This is a genomic window from Micromonospora sp. URMC 103 (assembly GCF_051386435.1).
GTDB lineage: Bacteria > Actinomycetota > Actinomycetes > Mycobacteriales > Micromonosporaceae > Micromonospora.
In genome coordinates, this window is sequence record NZ_JBPQTR010000005.1 from 1,961,932 (window position 1) to 1,977,538 (window position 15,607).

Genomic DNA, 15,607 nt, shown 5'->3' on the forward strand with positions numbered 1-15,607 from the left:
CGCACACGCGCGTATTGCGGATCCCACCGGCGGGCCGGTCGGTTTAGGCGGGGCCGACATTGCGGCCTCGTCGCCACACGCGCAGCTATCTCATCGGAGTACCTCGACGTTGACGGGTTCGGCTCGTTCGCCCAGCCGCACGGTCGCCACCGTCGCCCATCGATAGGTGCGACCTTCGCGGCGTAGCGCGATCAGCGGCACCTCGCTGATCCTCACCTGCGCCACTGGCAGGTGACGAAGTTTCGCCAGTTGGGCACGTATCGGCTCCGTGGGCACTGGTGCACCGCTGTAGGCGAGGGTGACGTGTGGGCGGAAATTGTCAGCGGGCTCCGGCACCGAGGCCCACACTGTCGCGATGGCGCTGCGGATCATGGCGCGAAGGCCTTCGACGCGGTCCCAGGGTCGGACGAGCAGGCCGATTCCCTCGGCGTCCGGATCGACGGGTCCGAGGGACAGTTCGAGCGGTGGCATACCTGCGCACCGTCGCCGGGCTTCGGCGACGATCGCCTTAATGTCGTCGTCGCTGACCTCGTCGGTGAAGCCGAGTCCCTGCATTGTGAGGTGCAGGCCGTCGAGCGGAACCATGTCTAGTCCAGGCATCGCTAGCTGGCTTTGTAGTTGTGTGGTGAGATTGTGAAGTTCGGGCTGGTGTTCGAAGGTGAGGTGCCAGGTATAGAACTGGCGGCCGGCTCGCCAGCCAGGGCGCCAGTACCAGTGTTCGGTGAGTTCGGGTAGCTCCTGGTAGGCGGCCCAGCGCTGCTGCAAACTGGCAAGTTCCCGGCTAGTCATGACGGGGATGGTAGAACCGATCGTCCCGTGGTGCCGATCTGTGCACGTTCGGCGAGCAGTTCGGCGAGCTGCCGTAGCCGCGGCTGGTGGGCGAACGGCTGGGCGGTGGCGAGGAACCGTCGGGCGCGCTGATGTACTGACTCGTACCGCTGGTCCGCGGTGAGGGCAAGTGCCTCCATGGCAAGGGCGGCGGCCTGTTCGGGTTCGCCAGCGTGCAGGTGCGCGGTGGCCAGGTCGAGGCGGCTCAGTGCTTGCGGACCGGCCAGCCCTGCCCTGTCAAAGGCAGCGATGGCAACGGCGAGGTAGTCAGTTACTTCCGTCTTGTGACCGATGGCCAGGTAGGCGGTTGCTGCGTTGGCCGCTGTTCGGGCATGGCAATACGGGCCGAAGGTGAGGCTCTCGCTGACCTGCGCGTCGGACGGCTGTTCGGCAACGAGCGTGAATGCTCGGTCGACGGCGCTGTCGACGCCGTACCGGTCGCCGAGCCGGGCGAGGGCTCTTGCTTGTCCGTTGATCGTGAGGCGAAGACGATGCGGGCTGTTGCCCGCGCGACGCAGGCCATCCTGGGCGAAGGCCAATGCATCGTGGTACTCGCCGGCGTAGAAGGCAACGAGGCTCTGCGTCGCCCGCGCCCAGGCCTGCACGTATGGCCGTTGCGCGGCATCAGCAAGGTCGAAGGCTTCGGCGGCGTAAGCGTGTGCGACGGCGAACGCGCCAAGGTCCAGCGCAAGCGCGCCGAGGAGTCCGGACAGGTGCGCGGCAGCAACATACAGGCGGCCCCGTTGCGGTGGGTGCTGTCGACCTGCCATGAGTTGGTCGACATAGGCCCGTAGCGGCCGCATTCGAGCCATGAGGACGGCCGGAGTTAGACGTTCGTTGTCCGTGATGGCCTGACACACCTCGTACTCCAGGTATGCCAGGCGCGCGTCGTCATCCGTTGAGGATTTCAGTACCAGTCGGCGCGCGGCGATAACTTCCTCGCATTCCCAGAGAGCAGAGCCGCCATCCGAGTCGGGAACGGGAGCTGTGGCCTGGAAGACAACGGCTGGTAGATGGGTCCCGTTCGGTTTTTGGTTCAATGACGAGCGACGCCGCCAGCGCAGCTCGGCGACACGGTCGTATTCGCCGACGAGCAGGCCCCCGGTGTGCAGCACTGCGTCGCAGCGCGACCAGAACGCGCGATCGGGGTACTGGTGGCCGGTTTCGGTATTTGCCACGGAGCTGCGCCCATACTGGATGAGCCGGGCGAGGCTGTGCTGGGTGTGACCAGCGGCCATGCGCAGTTGGGCGAGCCGACGGCCGAGCGCACGGCGTGCAGTCTCGATCTCGTCGTTTTCGGCCATCGCTGCCAACTCCCGTTCTGTAGACGCTCCCATGGCCTAGGCCCCGGCTGCCATCCGCCGTAACGGCACATTGGACACGATCACGGTACGCCCTCGTCGTGGTTGTCGGTAGAAGCTGTCGGCGGATCCCGACATTTGACCGACATTCACATCACGATGGCCTGGAGGGGCCGCGTGCCGGGCTGTGTATGACCGGCACAAGCACCCGCCATCTGTGCAAAATCGGCGGCCCTTCTCGATCTTGGCCATACCATCCAAGGCCTTACACGTGCCGCAGCGAGCGCTCCGTGTCGGCCTGTTGTCACTATCACGCCGGTCTACTTACCGACATCAGGGTCGATCGCATTGAGTGCTGTGGTGCCGGCCGGCGTCGCGGGGACCAAGCGCCGCCTGTGTTGTGGCTTCTTTGAGTGCCGAGTATCAACTTCCCGAGAGGTGTATTTATGTACGACCACGAACTGTCGCGCTATGGCTACCAGCAGGAGCTGAGCCGGCAGCTGAGATTTCGGGACCTGGTGGCCTATGGGCTGGTGTACATGGTGCCGATCGCGCCGATGGCGATCTTCGGCAGCGCGTACGCGGGCTCGGGTGGCATGGTGGCTCTGGCGTACGTGATCGGTGTGGTGGCGTTGGTGTTCACGGCGTTCTCGTATGCGCAAATGGTGCGCGCGTTCCCGATGAGCGGCAGCGTCTACAACTACGCGGGTCGGGGGATCAGCCCGTCGGCCGGGTTCCTGGCCGGGTGGGTGATCCTGCTCGACTACGTGCTGGTGCCGGGGTTGTTGTATCTGGTGGCGTCGGTGGCGATGCACGCGACGGTGCCGGCGGTGCCGGTGTGGGTGTGGCTGCTCGGGTTCGTCGTGGTCAACACGCTGGTGAACTCGGTCGGCATCCGCATGACCGCGATGGTCACCCGGGTGATGCTGCTCGGGGAGCTGCTCGTCCTGGCGGTCTTCCTCGCCGTCGCCAGCTGGGCGCTCGCGTCAGGCAGGGGCCGGTTCAGTTGGGAGGCGTTCTACAACCCGGACACGTTCACCTTGTCGGTGGTGGCGGGGGCAGTGTCGATCGCAGTGCTGTCGTTCCTGGGTTTCGACGGCATCAGCATGCTCGCCGAGGAGGCCAAGGGCGGCTCCCGGCAAATCGGCCGGGCCATGGCCGCCGTGCTGGTCTTGGCGGGCGTTTTGTTCATCGGGCAGACGTGGCTGGCTGCGATGCTCGTCCCCAGCCCCGACGCCCTCCTGGCTGACGGGGACCCGAACGGCACCGCCTTCTATGACGCCGCGCAGGTCGCGAGCGGGGGCTGGTTGGCGACGGTGTGTGCGGTGGCGACGGCGATCGCGTGGGGGTTGCCGAACTCGATGGTCGCCCAGGTCGCCACCAGCCGGCTGCTGTACGCGATGGCCCGGGACCGGCAGCTCCCCCGTTTCTTGGCGAGGGTGTCGGTGCGCCGGAGTGTGCCGGTCAACGCGACCCTGCTGACCGGGGCAGTGTCCCTCGCGCTCGGTCTGTACATGGCGACCCGGGCGGATGGGATCACCGTGTTGTCGTCGCTGATCAACTTCGGGGCGATGGTCGCGTTCCTCGTCCTGCACGTCACGGTGGTGGTGCATCACCTGATCCGCGGCCGTAGCCGGAACTGGTGGGCGCACTTGGTGATGCCCGCGGTCGGGTTCGCAATCCTCGCCTACGTCGTGGTCAACGCCAACATCGCCGCGCAACGCGTCGGCCTGGCCTGGCTCGGGCTCGGTGTCCTGGTCCTCGCCGGCCTGTACGCCGCCGGCCGCCGTCCCACCCTGTCGGGGTTCACGCCCGCTCAGCCGCAGCGGCGGCGTGACCTGGAGCGGGTGTGACCGGCATGGAGAGAATCGTGTATCGGCCGGCGCGGGATGAGTTCGCCTACACCTTCGGCGGGTTCATGCCAGTGGCGCACGTGCGCTCCGGCGATGTGCTGCAGGTGGTCACGGAGGACTGCTTCGGCGGCCTCGTTCGAGGGCCGGCGGACCTGCCGTCGCAGGTGTGCCGCATGCCCTACCTCAACCCCGTCTCGGGGCCGTTCTTCGTCGAGGACGCCGAACCCGGTGACACGCTCGCCGTGCATCTCATCTCAATCGAGCCCCGCCGGAACTGGGGTGTCTCGGCCACGTTCCCGCACTTCGGTGCCCTCACCTCCACCGCGCACACCACCCTGCAGCCACCGCTCGAGGATCGGCTGTGGGTGTACGAGGTCGACACGACCGCCGGGATCGTCCGCTACCGGGCCACCGCCAGCGACCACAGCGTGGACCTGCCGCTGGAGCCGATGATCGGCACCGTCGGGGTCGCGCCGGGCGGGTTCGAGGCCCGCTCCACGATCGTCCCCGACACCCACGGCGGCAACCTCGACACCCCGCACCTGCGCGCCGGCGCCACCCTCTATCTCGGCGTGAACATGCACGGGGCGATGCTCGCCCTCGGTGACGCGCACGCCCGCCAAGGCGAGGGCGAAGCGTGCGGTGTCGGCGTGGAGATCGCCACCACCACGACCCTCGCCGTCGAGGTCATCAAGGGTGTGCCCACGGTGTGGCCGCGGATCGAAACCGACCACCAGATTATGTCGATCGGCGCTGCGCGTCCCCTCGAGGACGCCTACCGCATCGCCCACCGCGACCTGGTCGCCTGGACCGCCGCCCTCACCGGCCTCGACGAGCTGGACGCCTACCAGCTCGTCTCCCAAGCCGCTCGGGCGCCGATCGGCAATGTGTGTGACCCCAACTACACGGTCGTCGCCGCGGTCGACAGGCAGTTCCTCCCCTCCCCCACCACTCCGTACCGGGGCGTCCACGACCGGCTGCGGCAGCTCGCCGCCGACCACCGGTAGGAGGCAGACGTGACCTCGATACCCCGGCTGCCGCTGCGCGACGAACTGTTCCTCCTCGGCCACGACGACGACACCGGCCAACCGCACCTGCACCAGCAGGCCCTGGCCGTCGGCCTGGCCGGCGCTGTCCTCATCGACCTGTTCCTCACCGGCCGGATCACTATCGCCCCGCACGATGGACCGGTAGGCGAGCAGCGGCTCCGCCTGCACCACGACCATCCGGTCGGCGACCTCATCACCGACAGCGCCCTCACGGTGATCCGCACCACCCGCACGGCCCTCACCGGGCGGGCGTGGCTGCGCGGCTTCTCCACCGACCTGTACGAACGCACCCGGGCGGGGCTGGTCGCCGCCGGGATCCTGCGGCACACCAGCCGCCGGCGCCTCGGCGGACTCGTCCGCGCCGAGACCTACCTCCCCGCCGACACGAAATGGCCGGTCATCGCACGCGCCCGCGTGCGCTACCTCGCCACCGGCCGCGAAGAGCCCGACAACCACACCGCCGCCCTCGCCGGGCTCGTCGCGGTGCTCGGCCTCACCCCGCACCTCTACCTCCACGACGACACCACCGCACTCACCGCCCACCTGCGGGCCGTCGCCGGGCAGCACTACCCGCCGGTGCGGGACATCACCGCCGCCGTCGACGCCGCGCTCGGCGACCTCGCCACCGCCACCTACCGCTAACCCCGCTACAGGAGACCCACCAGACATGGACACTGTTCCGCGTATCCGCGCCGCCCACTGGACCGACAAAGAGCCCGTCGCCGCGCTCATCGCCGACGCAATGCACACCCACTCCGTCGCCGCCTGGCTCGTACCCGAACCGACACCACGGCGCCGCATCCTCACCGACGTCCTGGCCATCTGGATCGAGCACGCCATGTTCTTCGGCGACATCTACCTCACCGACGACCACACCGCCGCCGCTGTCGGCTTTCACCGCTACCGGCCCATCCCCCTACCCGCGAACTACGGCATCCGACTTCCCGACGCCGCAGGCGAACACGCCGGCCATTTCGTCCTTCTCGACCACCTACTGTCGGCGCAGCAGCCGACCGAGCCGCACTACCACCTAGCGTTCCTCGCCGTCACACCCAAGGCGCAGGGCACCGGTCGGGGCACCGCACTGCTCGAGCACCACCGCAGCCGCGTCGACCGCATCGGCCTCCCCTCCTACGCCACGCCCGTCAGCGACGCCACCACCCTCTACGGCCGCTACGGCTACACCCCCCGACCCACCGTCACCCTGCCCGACGGCCCCACGATCCACCCGATGCACCGCAACCTCCCACCCGACAGCCACCCATGGCCGCTCAACGCCTCCAATGTCGACAGCTCACAGGGCTCACGCGACCGCGTCATCTGACCTACCGCCCAGGCAACGCCGACAACGTGCGCCATATATCCAGCGGCCGCGATCACACAGCGACGATCGCTCCCCGACTGACTGATCGTTGGGCTGCCAGGTCCGAACGAGCCCCGCGCCCTCGGACGAAGGGAAGACACTTTGCTGACCTCGACGCCGATATGACGCTCGCGATCTTTTCGGCGGGCGCCGACCTTTGGGCACCGAACGCGAAAGCCCCCGCGACGCACGCAGCTAGGGCGACAGCCAGTACCGCCACGACCGCGACCCATAACCGAGTACGAGATCGATTTGGCGGAACATGGGCGATCGCCGCGGGCAGTGCTGCAGAGAGTGGCGGCTCGTCCTGTCTGGCTTCGGCGATAATGCTCTCGGGTTCACCGAGTCGGTCGAGTACCGTCCGGACGCCGGCCTCGGTCTCCGGATGCAGCTCCGCCCGGGCCGCCGTAATGTGCTCGCGCAGGTCGGTCAGCAGATCCTCTCGACGCTGCGGGGGCAACCCCGCACCGGCCCGGGCGATTGCGTTGAGGTAGCTATCGATGAGGGAGTCGATCGGGGTCATCGGTGCTCCAATTAGGATCGTCGGGCCGTCCCGACGACGCGGTCGACAGCGTCGCGGAAGGCCGCCCATTCGGACCGGAAGTGACCGAGCGCAGCTGCGCCGTGGGGGGTGAGCGAGTAATAGCGGCGCGGTGGTCCGGCTGGGGACTCCCGCCAAGACGTAGCGACCCAGCCGCCCCGGCGCAGCCGGGACAGCAGGGGATAGAGCGTGCCCTCGCTGGTCGTCAGCGCGGTCTCGGCACCGAGTTCGCGCACCAATTCCACGCCGTAGCGCTCGCCGTTGCTGAGCAGCGCCAAGACGCAGAACTCCAGTGTGCCGCGACGCATGGCAGTGGCAAGTTCGGCCTGGTGTTCCACGCACGACATAGTACCTTGCTGCACAAGGAACCTTTCAGTACCGATCTGGCTCCGATGTTGATGCGCCGGACGTCGACTCGCTCGCCCTAGGCGACCAGCCAACCCTGTGGTCGGTCGGGGTGCGAAGGTGGGGTGACGGTGATCTGGCGGGCCGCGACCTCGATCGCTTCCTCCAGGTCGCCGACAGTAATGCCGGGCGGTGGCAACACGAGGGCGTTCGGGTCGTCGGGGTCGACGCCGTCGAGGCGTAGCAGGACGTGAAAGTGCATTGCCGCCCCGCGTTGCATCTCGGCGATCTTGCCGTGAGGTACCCGCACGGGTGGCACCCAGCGGACCTTGCCGGAGGCGGTGACGATCCGGACGAGGGGGATGCCAGGCTCGCGGCAGAGGGCGTCGAGGTGGCGTTCGATGGCTTGCTTGGTGCGCCGCCATAGCTCCCCGGAGAAGTATTCCTCAAGTTCAACTCCGACCGGGCCCAACTGCCCGTACGAGTACGCGCTCTCGAAGAGGGCAAACTGCTCTACATGGCGGTCCCGCGAGTCGCACGCCGAAGCGAGCGTCGCCGTCAGCCGGTGAGACGGCGTACGCATCGGCAAGGGCGCCGGCTATCCCGACCTGGAGATCGCCTCACCGAGAGAGGACTCGTCACCAAGGACGCCACCATCCACTAGATCCAACTCCTCGATGAGGAACTATCCCGCGCTAGCCACGACTTCAACATCGATCTCGCGATCACCCCCAACCGAGGTGCTCACCTGCACGACGGACCGAGATCGACCGGCAGGCATCATTGCGAAAAACCTCCGACAAGATCAACTAGACAGCATCCCGATTCTGGGCGGCACAAGGTGGCAAGACGCCCGGCACAACCCCTAACAGGACCGTCGGAACAAGCGTCCTGGGCTTCAACACTGGCTTTGCCTCGAACCCATAGGTCGAGCAGGCCAGCTCGTCGAACTCCAGTTGCTCCGAGCGCAGTAGATGCAAGCAAGCCGGTCGTTAGTGGAGTTTGGCAACCGAAGGATCTCTCTGCCTATCGAGGCGGACGCGCGGGGCGGGGCGTGGGTTCCGGGCCGGCTGATTTTCCGCCCCGGCGCCGTAGGCGGCCGGGGCGGCGGCTCCGGGGGAGCCGTTTGCCGCGCCCCGGCCCGCGCCGCGCGGAGCGCCTTGACAAGTACGCGGGCAAAGATCGGCTGTTCGTCAGCCGCGACGGAACTCCGCTGCGGGGCAACACCTTGTATCAAGCGTTTGTCCGGGCGCGGAAGCAAGTCGGGCTCGATGACCTGACCTTCCACGACCTGCGGCACACCGGTCAGACCCTCGCCGCCCAGACCGGCGCGACCCTGGCCGACCTCATGAAGCGACTCGGGCACTCGTCAATGGCCGCAGCTCGCCGGTACCTGCACGCCGTCGACGGCCGCGACCGCGAGATCGCCAAAGCCCTCTCGGAACTGGCCGCGCACGGTGATATCGCCCGGCTGCCTCGACACATCACAACGCGGGGCTGACGTGCTGGTCATCACTCACCAGATAGCTTTACCGGCCGGCTTGACGTTGGACCATGCTCCAAGGTTTAGCGTCGATGGCATGAGCGAGATAGGCCTCCGGAGAGCAGGGCTGCGGGTAGCGGAACTCGCCGCTGCCGTGGGCGTCTCCTCGGACACCGTTCGGTACTACGAGCGCGCCGGCCTGTTGCCGGCACCTGCCCGCACCTCGTCTGGCTACCGGGCCTATGACGGTTCGGCAGTCGACCGGCTCAAGTTCATCCAGGGCGCACAGCGACTCGGGCTCAAGCTGAGCGACATACGTGACCTGCTCGCCGTGCGCGACACGGGGACCTGCCCGTGCGAGCCCGCCGAGCCGCTACTGCGCCGGCGACTGGCCGACCTCGACGCCGAGATGGCCCGCTTGGCTGCCCTGCGCGCCGAGATGGTTGCCATGATCGCCACCCTCCCGGGTGACGATTGCCCACCGCCTGCGCCGGGGACCTGGCTACCTCAGCAGGAAGGAGGTGATTCAACATGCTGACCTTCGAGCTGTCCTGCGACTGCGACCCGGAGTGCACCGACCCGACCTGCCCCTGCGGCTGCTAGGGCCTGTCCTGCCGATCATGGAAGCCAGATGACAGTGGCGATGAGGACCAGGCTGGACCGGTATAGGGATGCGCGTTTGGCGTAGCGGGTGGCCAGGTCGCGCCATTGCTTGAGTCGGTTGAAGCAGCGTTCCACGACGTTGCGCTTGCGGTAGGTCGCCTTGTCGAAGGCTGGTGGTCGCCCTCCGGTGCTGCCCTTGACGGCACGGCGGGCGACCTGGTCGGACCGTTCGGGGATGACGTGCCGGATGCCGCGTTGGCGCAGGGCTCGGCGGGTGGAGTCGTGGGCGTATCCCTTGTCCGCGATCAGCACGTCGGGACGCTTGCGGGGCCGGCCGGGTCCCGGCTCGTTGACGCGGATCGCGTCCAGCAGCGCCAGGAGTTGAGGGTTGTCGCCGGCCTGACCTGGAGTGAGCAGGATCGACAACGGCCGACCCCGTCCGTCGACGGCGAGATGAATCTTCGTGCTCAGCCCGCCGCGGGATCGGCCGATGGCCTCGCCATCTTGCGCACCAGGCGTCGCCGGACTTGTCGGGGAGCCCCCTTTTTGCGGGCGCCAGCGGCATGCTGGTGCGCCCGCACGATCGACGAGTCGATGCTGATCGTCCACTGCACCGGTGTGCCGTCGTCATGCACCTGCGCCGCGGCGAGGATCCGATCCCACGTGCCGTCGGCAGTCCACCGTCGCAGCCGCTCGTGGCAGGTCTTCCACGGCCCGAAGCGTTCCGGCAGGTCACGCCACGGCGCACCCGTACGCAGCTTCCACAGGATCCCGTTGATGACTTGACGGTGATCCCGCCACCGCCCCCGGGCACCACCCGGCTCCGGCAGCAGCGGCGCGATCACCGCCCACGCCTCATCGGTCAACTCGCCACGACGCACCACCGGCACATCGTCAACGATCAACCACTACAAGATCGGCAGGACACGCCCTAGTCGCCTAACGTGGCTGCCGAGCGCGCCGGCAGCCAGCCGCACGACATGTCGCACGCTGGCCCTGACACATCAGACCGCGTAACTAGTTGCACGTCGGTAGCACGGCGGCCTCTTAGGGCTCTCTGACCTGTGGAAATGCGGGTGCCTGAAAATCGGAAGGTCGGCGGTTCGACCCCGCCAATCCCCACCAGCGGAAACGCCGGTGGGGATCTTGCTTTGGTGTCTCTGCCGTCGCGGTCGCCCTTGCCCGTGGTTGACCGCTCTTGGCCGGTGATCACCGCCACAAGTTGCACGTTCGCTGCACGCGATCCCCCGGCCTGTGGGCTTGATCAGGTGCCGCAAGATGGGCCCCATGACATGCGGGCAGTGGCTGTCGCTGGTCGGCGGCGGCCTAGAGCTCCTCGCCCTCGGTATCGCGACGGGCTCTGCCGTCCTGGCCTACAGGAGAGCGGCAAGACGCGTCGCCATCATCCGAGAGTCGTGGGAGCGCCACAGGGGCGACGCTGAAAAGGCCGACGAGTACCGCCGAGCGCGGGGCGTTGAACCGGACATGACTTGGGGTGATGTGCTGTTCGTGCGGACTCTGATCACAGAGGCCATCAGTCGCTCGGCGGCTCGGAGCGCACTGGCCACCGTGGCCTTCCTGGCCCTCGGCGTTGTCTTGAGCACTGCTGGGAACCTCGTGCCGTGACCGGTCAGCAGCGCGCGGCCTGTAAATCCGTCGCGAAAGCTGCAGAGGTTCGAATCCTCTACCCGCCACCAGGTGCGAGAACAGCCCCGTGAGCTGCGGAAACGCGCCCCGGGGCCGTTCTCGTTGTGTCCGGCCGGGTCCAGTCTGATCCGGTGCTCTGTGAGGCTCTACCGGAACATGACGGGAACGTAGCCAGGCCTGTGCGACAGAATCCGGCGTACAGTCGACTCGTCCGTCGCCCATCAGCTCAGAGCCTTGATCGAGGCTCTGAGCTGGTTGTTTATCTGGCACCGTTGGTTGACCTTGGTCATCGTCGGGTGGCGTCCGACGCCGGCGCTGGCCCACCTTTGCGGCGCAGCACCCATCCCCGCAAGCTCTGGACGGGTGCGCCGCCACCGCCTGCACCGCGGAGGCGACCGCGGCGCCAACCACGCCCTGCACACCATCGCACTCTGCCGCATGCGCTACGACCCACGCACACGCGCCTACCTGCAACGACGCATCACCGAAGGCCTCAGCAAGCAGGAAATCCTGCGCTGCCTGAAGCGCTACATCGTCCGCGACGTCTACACCGCCCTACGCGCCGACTTCGCCGCCCTCGCCCCTTGACCTCCATAGGAGCATCGGGATGGCATGAAGGCAGCTCGGTCTCTTGTGCTGCCGCTGGGCGACCCGAGAGTCGTGGGTATCGGCCCGATCACACATCAAACCACCCGTCCCGCCTCGCTAACGTTTGAACATTGGGCCGCGGCAACGGTCGCCTACTTGTGAAATCAACCGCGAGTCCGATTAGCCTGTCAGGCATCGAATGCAAGTTCGCAAGAATCGCATGCGCTGCCGGCTTGGTGACCGCGCTTACCTCACGCAGAGAAGTCAGAATCGTGTGCAGATCTGCTCTGCCACCGAGGTCATGCATCGCCGCCACTGCAGAAACAATCTCCGGATCCCCAACGGACCGATTCGGCTTACCACTGAGGCCTGACAAAAGCATCTCGACCAGCGCGGTCGCGATGAAGGGGCGACGCCCCTCCGGAGGCAAATTTGTTGCAACTTCGACTACCACCGGAGAAAAGGGAAGCCGATGAGACAGGAACGCGAGAGTTGCCGGCGCAAGCCCGGCCAGGTCGGCGTCTGGCACGCGTAAGAGTTTCCGCGCTCTCCTGGAGTAACGTGCCGAGCGTTTTGCAGCGTGTGTCAAGGCTTCCGCTACTTGAAGATCGAGGCTGCGAACAATCGCGTCGATGACATGGACCTGCGACGCAATAACCTGCGGGTCAGCCCACGCGTAGTTGGCAAGCGTTACCAGAAATCTGTCGACGGGGGACCGTGAGCCTTTAAGTTGCGCCTCCCACCAATCGCTATGCTTTGCGCGGACTCGCGCGCCGCACAATCTTGCAGTAAGCGGGTGAGCCGGATCGAGCAGCTCGTCCCGGCTCCTGCCGGCACTTCTGTAGCTAGTACCACCCGCTGCCATCACTGCCAGCTCGAGTGTCGTGCGGTTCGAACCAAAGGACGTTTCTATGAGAGAGATGACGTCATTCCACGGCGAAAGGCTATCTGCCAGTTCCTCGGTTGACGCCAGCCGCAGTTGCATGTTCAGCCGCTCGATCCAGCGCAGCTCATCGTGCTCAGCACCGGGAGTCTCGCGTAGCACTTGCATCGGATAGGCGCGGATCTCGCCGAACAGTTTTTGGTTTAGCAACCTCGACCATGTGCCACCATGAGCCAAGGCCGAAAACTCTTGCAAAGGGGTACGAATGGGAGATAGCGGAGTGAATAGAGTGGGGTAGTCGAGGCAAGCGCGCAAGGAGTTTCTTACATCGAAGCGATGAGTGTCAAGCGCGCTACCGCCGTCCAACAGACTTGAGAGAGTTGAGGGTGACGGGTCGAGTCCGATAAGCTCAGCCGTCTCAGCTTTGTCTAGACAATGAAGAATGCGGAGATCCCGACCGATCAGCAACCATTCCTTGAGACAGTTAGCTTCAACTTTGGCCGGAATCTCTGCCTTCCACCAATTCTTGCGGTCCAACTCCTCCGAGTTCTCGCGAATGATCCTAGCGAGCCTAACAGAACGCTCCGTCTGGATTTGCTCAGGTGCTAGCCGGCCCCAGGCCGATTTGGTCATGTGGTCAGCCCCGGCATCGGGAGCAAGTCCCAGCGACTTCAAGTCGAAGAAGCTTCTATACCGGGCGAAAGATGGCAATACGAGACGCCATCCGTCATCTCCCATGATTGATTCTACGACGTCTTTGGTTGCACGCACCGATTGCGTGAAGACCGAATCTTGCAACAACGCTAATGCAAGCATCCGGGGGTAGGGGTGCCGACGGAGGTGGCCTTCTCGCGCCAGCCAAGAAATTCTCTCCGCAAGGCCCATCAGCTCACCACTATCGAAACACCCGGCGAAGAACCGTGTTACGTTCGACCAGTAGGGACTTTCGGCAATCGCGTCGAAGCGATCAGGGAGCGTCCCGCGACGGGGCCTACCAGCGGGAGAGTATGGGCGGGTCACATATAAGTACTTGGCGGCGAAGTATTCGCGCAGGGGTTGGACCTCGAATTCGTAAGTTCCTTCCACTCGCGATACTAGCGCGGCGACTCTCTCCAGGGACTCCTTGAACAGGATATCGACTAACTCGGTAGAGCGACCTTCCTTCTCAAGAAATTCAGTCAGAACCTCCTTTAGATGCTCAAGGGGGATGGCACCATGGCGGCCATTCGCCTGAGCTTGACAGTGGAGATAAAAGCCCAGGAAGTAATGAATCGCCAAAACCAGCTTACGGTGCTTTTTTATAGTCTGGCTTTTTTCGGACTCGCGAGCGAAGAAGATGTCTATGTATGTGTCGTAAAGCTCTGTGCGTTGATCAGGAAGGGCCGCCCCCCTGGCAAAGATAAGATTCAGCAAGATCGAGAGCTGCATGGTGTTCTGGGCTAGCAGGGCCATATGGGGAGCCGCCAACTTCTCGGCCAGAATATCCTTCAGCTCGGTCGCGTCATCTTGGTTGAGTCGGCGTATCGCGATCCACTTCTCTGCATAGGAGAAGGCCAACGGCCTCGGTATTGAGGCAAGGCTGAGATAGGTAAATCTGTCCTTAGAGACGATGGGCGAGCCAGCGAGCGCCGTCGGCCGCGTCGTGACAATTACCTGTAACGCCTTCGCATAGGTCGAGAAGCGGGCTGTTGCATCTTCTATCTCTTCTATCACCCGCGAACGGTCGTCTAGATCGGCAACCTCGTCCAAGCCATCTAGAAGAAGGATGGTAGGTGTTGCGGAAAGAACAGCAGACAGATCAGAGGGATCGAATGGTATACCACCGAACCGTGATATGTGATAGCTGATGGCTGATTCGAGATTCGGTTCCTTGCCGTGGCGCTCTTCGGCGGCGTCCCAAGGATTAAGACCACTAAGCCAGCGCGAAAAGTGCCTTAGCTCGAGACGGATCGGCACCGCAACGGGCGCTATCCGATGCCTGGTTGGCAGGTTCGCCAAGATGGGGTGGCCAAGTATCTTGGCACGCTGGACCTGGGCCAGATATTGAGTGAGTGTGGACTTGCCTTGACCGGGCGCGCCTTCGATCACGACGGGTCCAAGGAGGTGCGACATCGCCGGGTCGAAGATCAGGTCGGCCGCGCCTACCCTTACTTCGATAAACTGGTCGTCATGCGCATCCGCCTCCACAATGTGAAGTAGCTTCGACCCATCTTGATTGTCGATAACCACAACCTTTTCTGGATCAAACGAGGCGCCAAGATATTCTCGACCCGCCTCCGTGACCATTGATTCCGTCTTGACGGAGTACGCCCGAACTGCTGGTGAATTCTCTTCGGGCGATAACCGAAGACGGTCCGGCACGTCGAAGGAGATCGGTATATCAACGAACAGATCGAATAGCGGAGCGGCAGCGAGTTCGGCTTGCTTGAAGCGGATATCCTTCTCACGTTCGAACTGTCGGGCAAGATATGCCCGTAGTGCCCTGTCTCGGCGTTGCGGCGCTTCCCCGCCGTTAATAGCTTGCCAGAATAGTGCGAGCAAATCGGGTCCGTGCAACAGGCTTGGAAATCGCAACTTCAGGTAAAACCGAGGATCGAGCCGACGGTCAAGGTCCTCCCTCCACCAGCATTGAGCCGGAATAGGTAGCGCCTCGTCCAGATACTTCTGCACCTTGTCGTATCGCCCGACGTCAAGATGAGACGTCATGGGAAGGTTGCAGATAATGATGTACTTTGTCGCTCCTCGCTTTACTAGCTCAAGCACCTTCGACCGCTCACGACCGATCGCGTCTGCGATCCAGGCCACCGGTTCCTGAAGCTTGGACGGATTCCTCGCAAACTTGACTTGAAAGATTATCTTGCCGCCACCGCCGTCGCCTGCCACGGCATCACGCCCACCATCTGGCATGCCAACGGGCAGACACTGAAGGTCCGGAAACTCCTCAATTAACAGACTCTGGCAGAACTGCTGGAAATGTTCATCGAGGAGGCTTTCATAGTCGTACGGCACGGGCGGTCCTAGAGTGTCGGTGGCGTTTTCCTTATGTGGCAATGGGTTGACGCATACTTGCGGAGCGTGACGGCGGCGGCGCTTGAGCGCCTGCGGCCCGGTCTGTGCTGCTTG

Annotated in this window: 13 protein-coding genes and 2 pseudogenes; 8 read left to right on the forward strand and 7 right to left on the reverse strand. The window is 64.8% G+C overall.

Translation table 11 applies throughout. The annotated features are described in order from the left end of the window. Positions 1-90 precede the first annotated feature (90 nt). Together ACSNOA_RS22260 and ACSNOA_RS22265 are read right to left on the reverse strand one after the other, a co-directional pair. Positions 91-789, reverse strand: coding sequence for a 2'-5' RNA ligase family protein (locus tag ACSNOA_RS22260; RefSeq protein ID WP_436661073.1), 699 nt, complete (start codon positions 787-789; stop codon positions 91-93). Beyond that, positions 786-2,132: a helix-turn-helix domain-containing protein gene (locus ACSNOA_RS22265; RefSeq protein ID WP_436661075.1), complete on the reverse strand. Its 1,347-nt coding sequence runs from the start codon at positions 2,130-2,132 to the stop codon at positions 786-788. The genes ACSNOA_RS22260 and ACSNOA_RS22265 overlap by 4 nt, the downstream gene beginning before the upstream one ends. Positions 2,133-2,575: 443 nt before the next feature. Here ACSNOA_RS22265 and ACSNOA_RS22270 point away from each other — a divergent pair, with 443 nt between their 5' ends. The 4 genes from ACSNOA_RS22270 to ACSNOA_RS22285 are packed head-to-tail and all read left to right on the forward strand — an operon-like array spanning position 2,576 to position 6,355. Beyond that, positions 2,576-3,982: an APC family permease gene (locus ACSNOA_RS22270; protein ID WP_436661077.1), complete on the forward strand. Its 1,407-nt coding sequence runs from the start codon at positions 2,576-2,578 to the stop codon at positions 3,980-3,982. Further along, a complete protein-coding gene (locus ACSNOA_RS22275) occupies positions 3,979-4,989 on the forward strand; it encodes an acetamidase/formamidase family protein (RefSeq protein WP_436661079.1) in 1,011 nt (336 codons plus the stop codon). The genes ACSNOA_RS22270 and ACSNOA_RS22275 overlap by 4 nt, the downstream gene beginning before the upstream one ends. A gap of 9 nt (positions 4,990-4,998) precedes the next feature. Next, positions 4,999-5,673, forward strand: coding sequence for a GOLPH3/VPS74 family protein (locus tag ACSNOA_RS22280; protein WP_436661081.1), 675 nt, complete (start codon positions 4,999-5,001; stop codon positions 5,671-5,673). A 25-nt stretch (positions 5,674-5,698) separates the two neighbouring features. Then, a complete protein-coding gene (locus tag ACSNOA_RS22285; RefSeq protein ID WP_436661083.1) occupies positions 5,699-6,355 on the forward strand; it encodes a GNAT family N-acetyltransferase in 657 nt (218 codons plus the stop codon). A 52-nt stretch (positions 6,356-6,407) separates the two neighbouring features. Here the strand turns inward: ACSNOA_RS22285 and ACSNOA_RS22290 are convergent, their stop codons facing one another. From ACSNOA_RS22290 to ACSNOA_RS22300, 3 genes and pseudogenes are all read right to left on the reverse strand, one after another. Next, on the reverse strand, positions 6,408-6,986 hold the full coding sequence (locus ACSNOA_RS22290) for an HAAS signaling domain-containing protein (RefSeq protein ID WP_436661085.1): 579 nt from the start codon (positions 6,984-6,986) through the stop codon (positions 6,408-6,410). After that, positions 6,929-7,273 carry a PadR family transcriptional regulator gene (locus tag ACSNOA_RS22295; RefSeq protein ID WP_436661087.1) on the reverse strand — a complete coding sequence of 115 codons (345 nt, stop codon included), beginning with the start codon at positions 7,271-7,273 and terminating at the stop codon, positions 6,929-6,931. The genes ACSNOA_RS22290 and ACSNOA_RS22295 overlap by 58 nt, the downstream gene beginning before the upstream one ends. An 89-nt stretch (positions 7,274-7,362) precedes the next feature. Further along, positions 7,363-7,719 (reverse strand): annotated as a pseudogene (locus ACSNOA_RS22300) (replication initiator); the annotation flags it as partial. Positions 7,720-8,406: 687 nt separating this feature from the next. Between ACSNOA_RS22300 and ACSNOA_RS22305 the strand changes: the two are divergent. Continuing rightward, a complete protein-coding gene (locus ACSNOA_RS22305) occupies positions 8,407-8,781 on the forward strand; it encodes a tyrosine-type recombinase/integrase (RefSeq protein ID WP_436661089.1) in 375 nt (124 codons plus the stop codon). A gap of 79 nt (positions 8,782-8,860) precedes the next feature. Then, positions 8,861-9,301, forward strand: coding sequence for a heavy metal-responsive transcriptional regulator (locus tag ACSNOA_RS22310; protein WP_436661091.1), 441 nt, complete (start codon positions 8,861-8,863; stop codon positions 9,299-9,301). Positions 9,302-9,381: 80 nt separating this feature from the next. Here ACSNOA_RS22310 and ACSNOA_RS22315 read toward each other — a convergent pair. Continuing rightward, positions 9,382-10,247, reverse strand: a protein-coding gene (locus tag ACSNOA_RS22315; RefSeq protein ID WP_436662391.1) for an IS5 family transposase whose coding sequence is annotated in 2 segments (ribosomal slippage) — positions 9,382-9,914 and positions 9,914-10,247 — 867 coding nt in all. Because the reading frame shifts where the segments join, the coding sequence is not laid out codon by codon here. 406 nt (positions 10,248-10,653) lie between these two features. Here ACSNOA_RS22315 and ACSNOA_RS22320 point away from each other — a divergent pair. Both ACSNOA_RS22320 and ACSNOA_RS22325 read left to right on the forward strand, forming a co-directional pair. Then, positions 10,654-10,992 (forward strand): hypothetical protein, encoded by a 339-nt coding sequence (locus ACSNOA_RS22320; RefSeq protein ID WP_436661093.1) that lies wholly within the window; start codon positions 10,654-10,656, stop codon positions 10,990-10,992. 339 nt (positions 10,993-11,331) lie between these two features. Then, positions 11,332-11,601: pseudogene (locus tag ACSNOA_RS22325) on the forward strand (transposase); the annotation flags it as partial. Positions 11,602-11,689: 88 nt separating this feature from the next. Here ACSNOA_RS22325 and ACSNOA_RS22330 read toward each other — a convergent pair. Beyond that, a complete protein-coding gene (locus ACSNOA_RS22330) occupies positions 11,690-15,493 on the reverse strand; it encodes an NACHT domain-containing protein (protein WP_436661095.1) in 3,804 nt (1,267 codons plus the stop codon). Positions 15,494-15,607 lie beyond the last annotated feature (114 nt).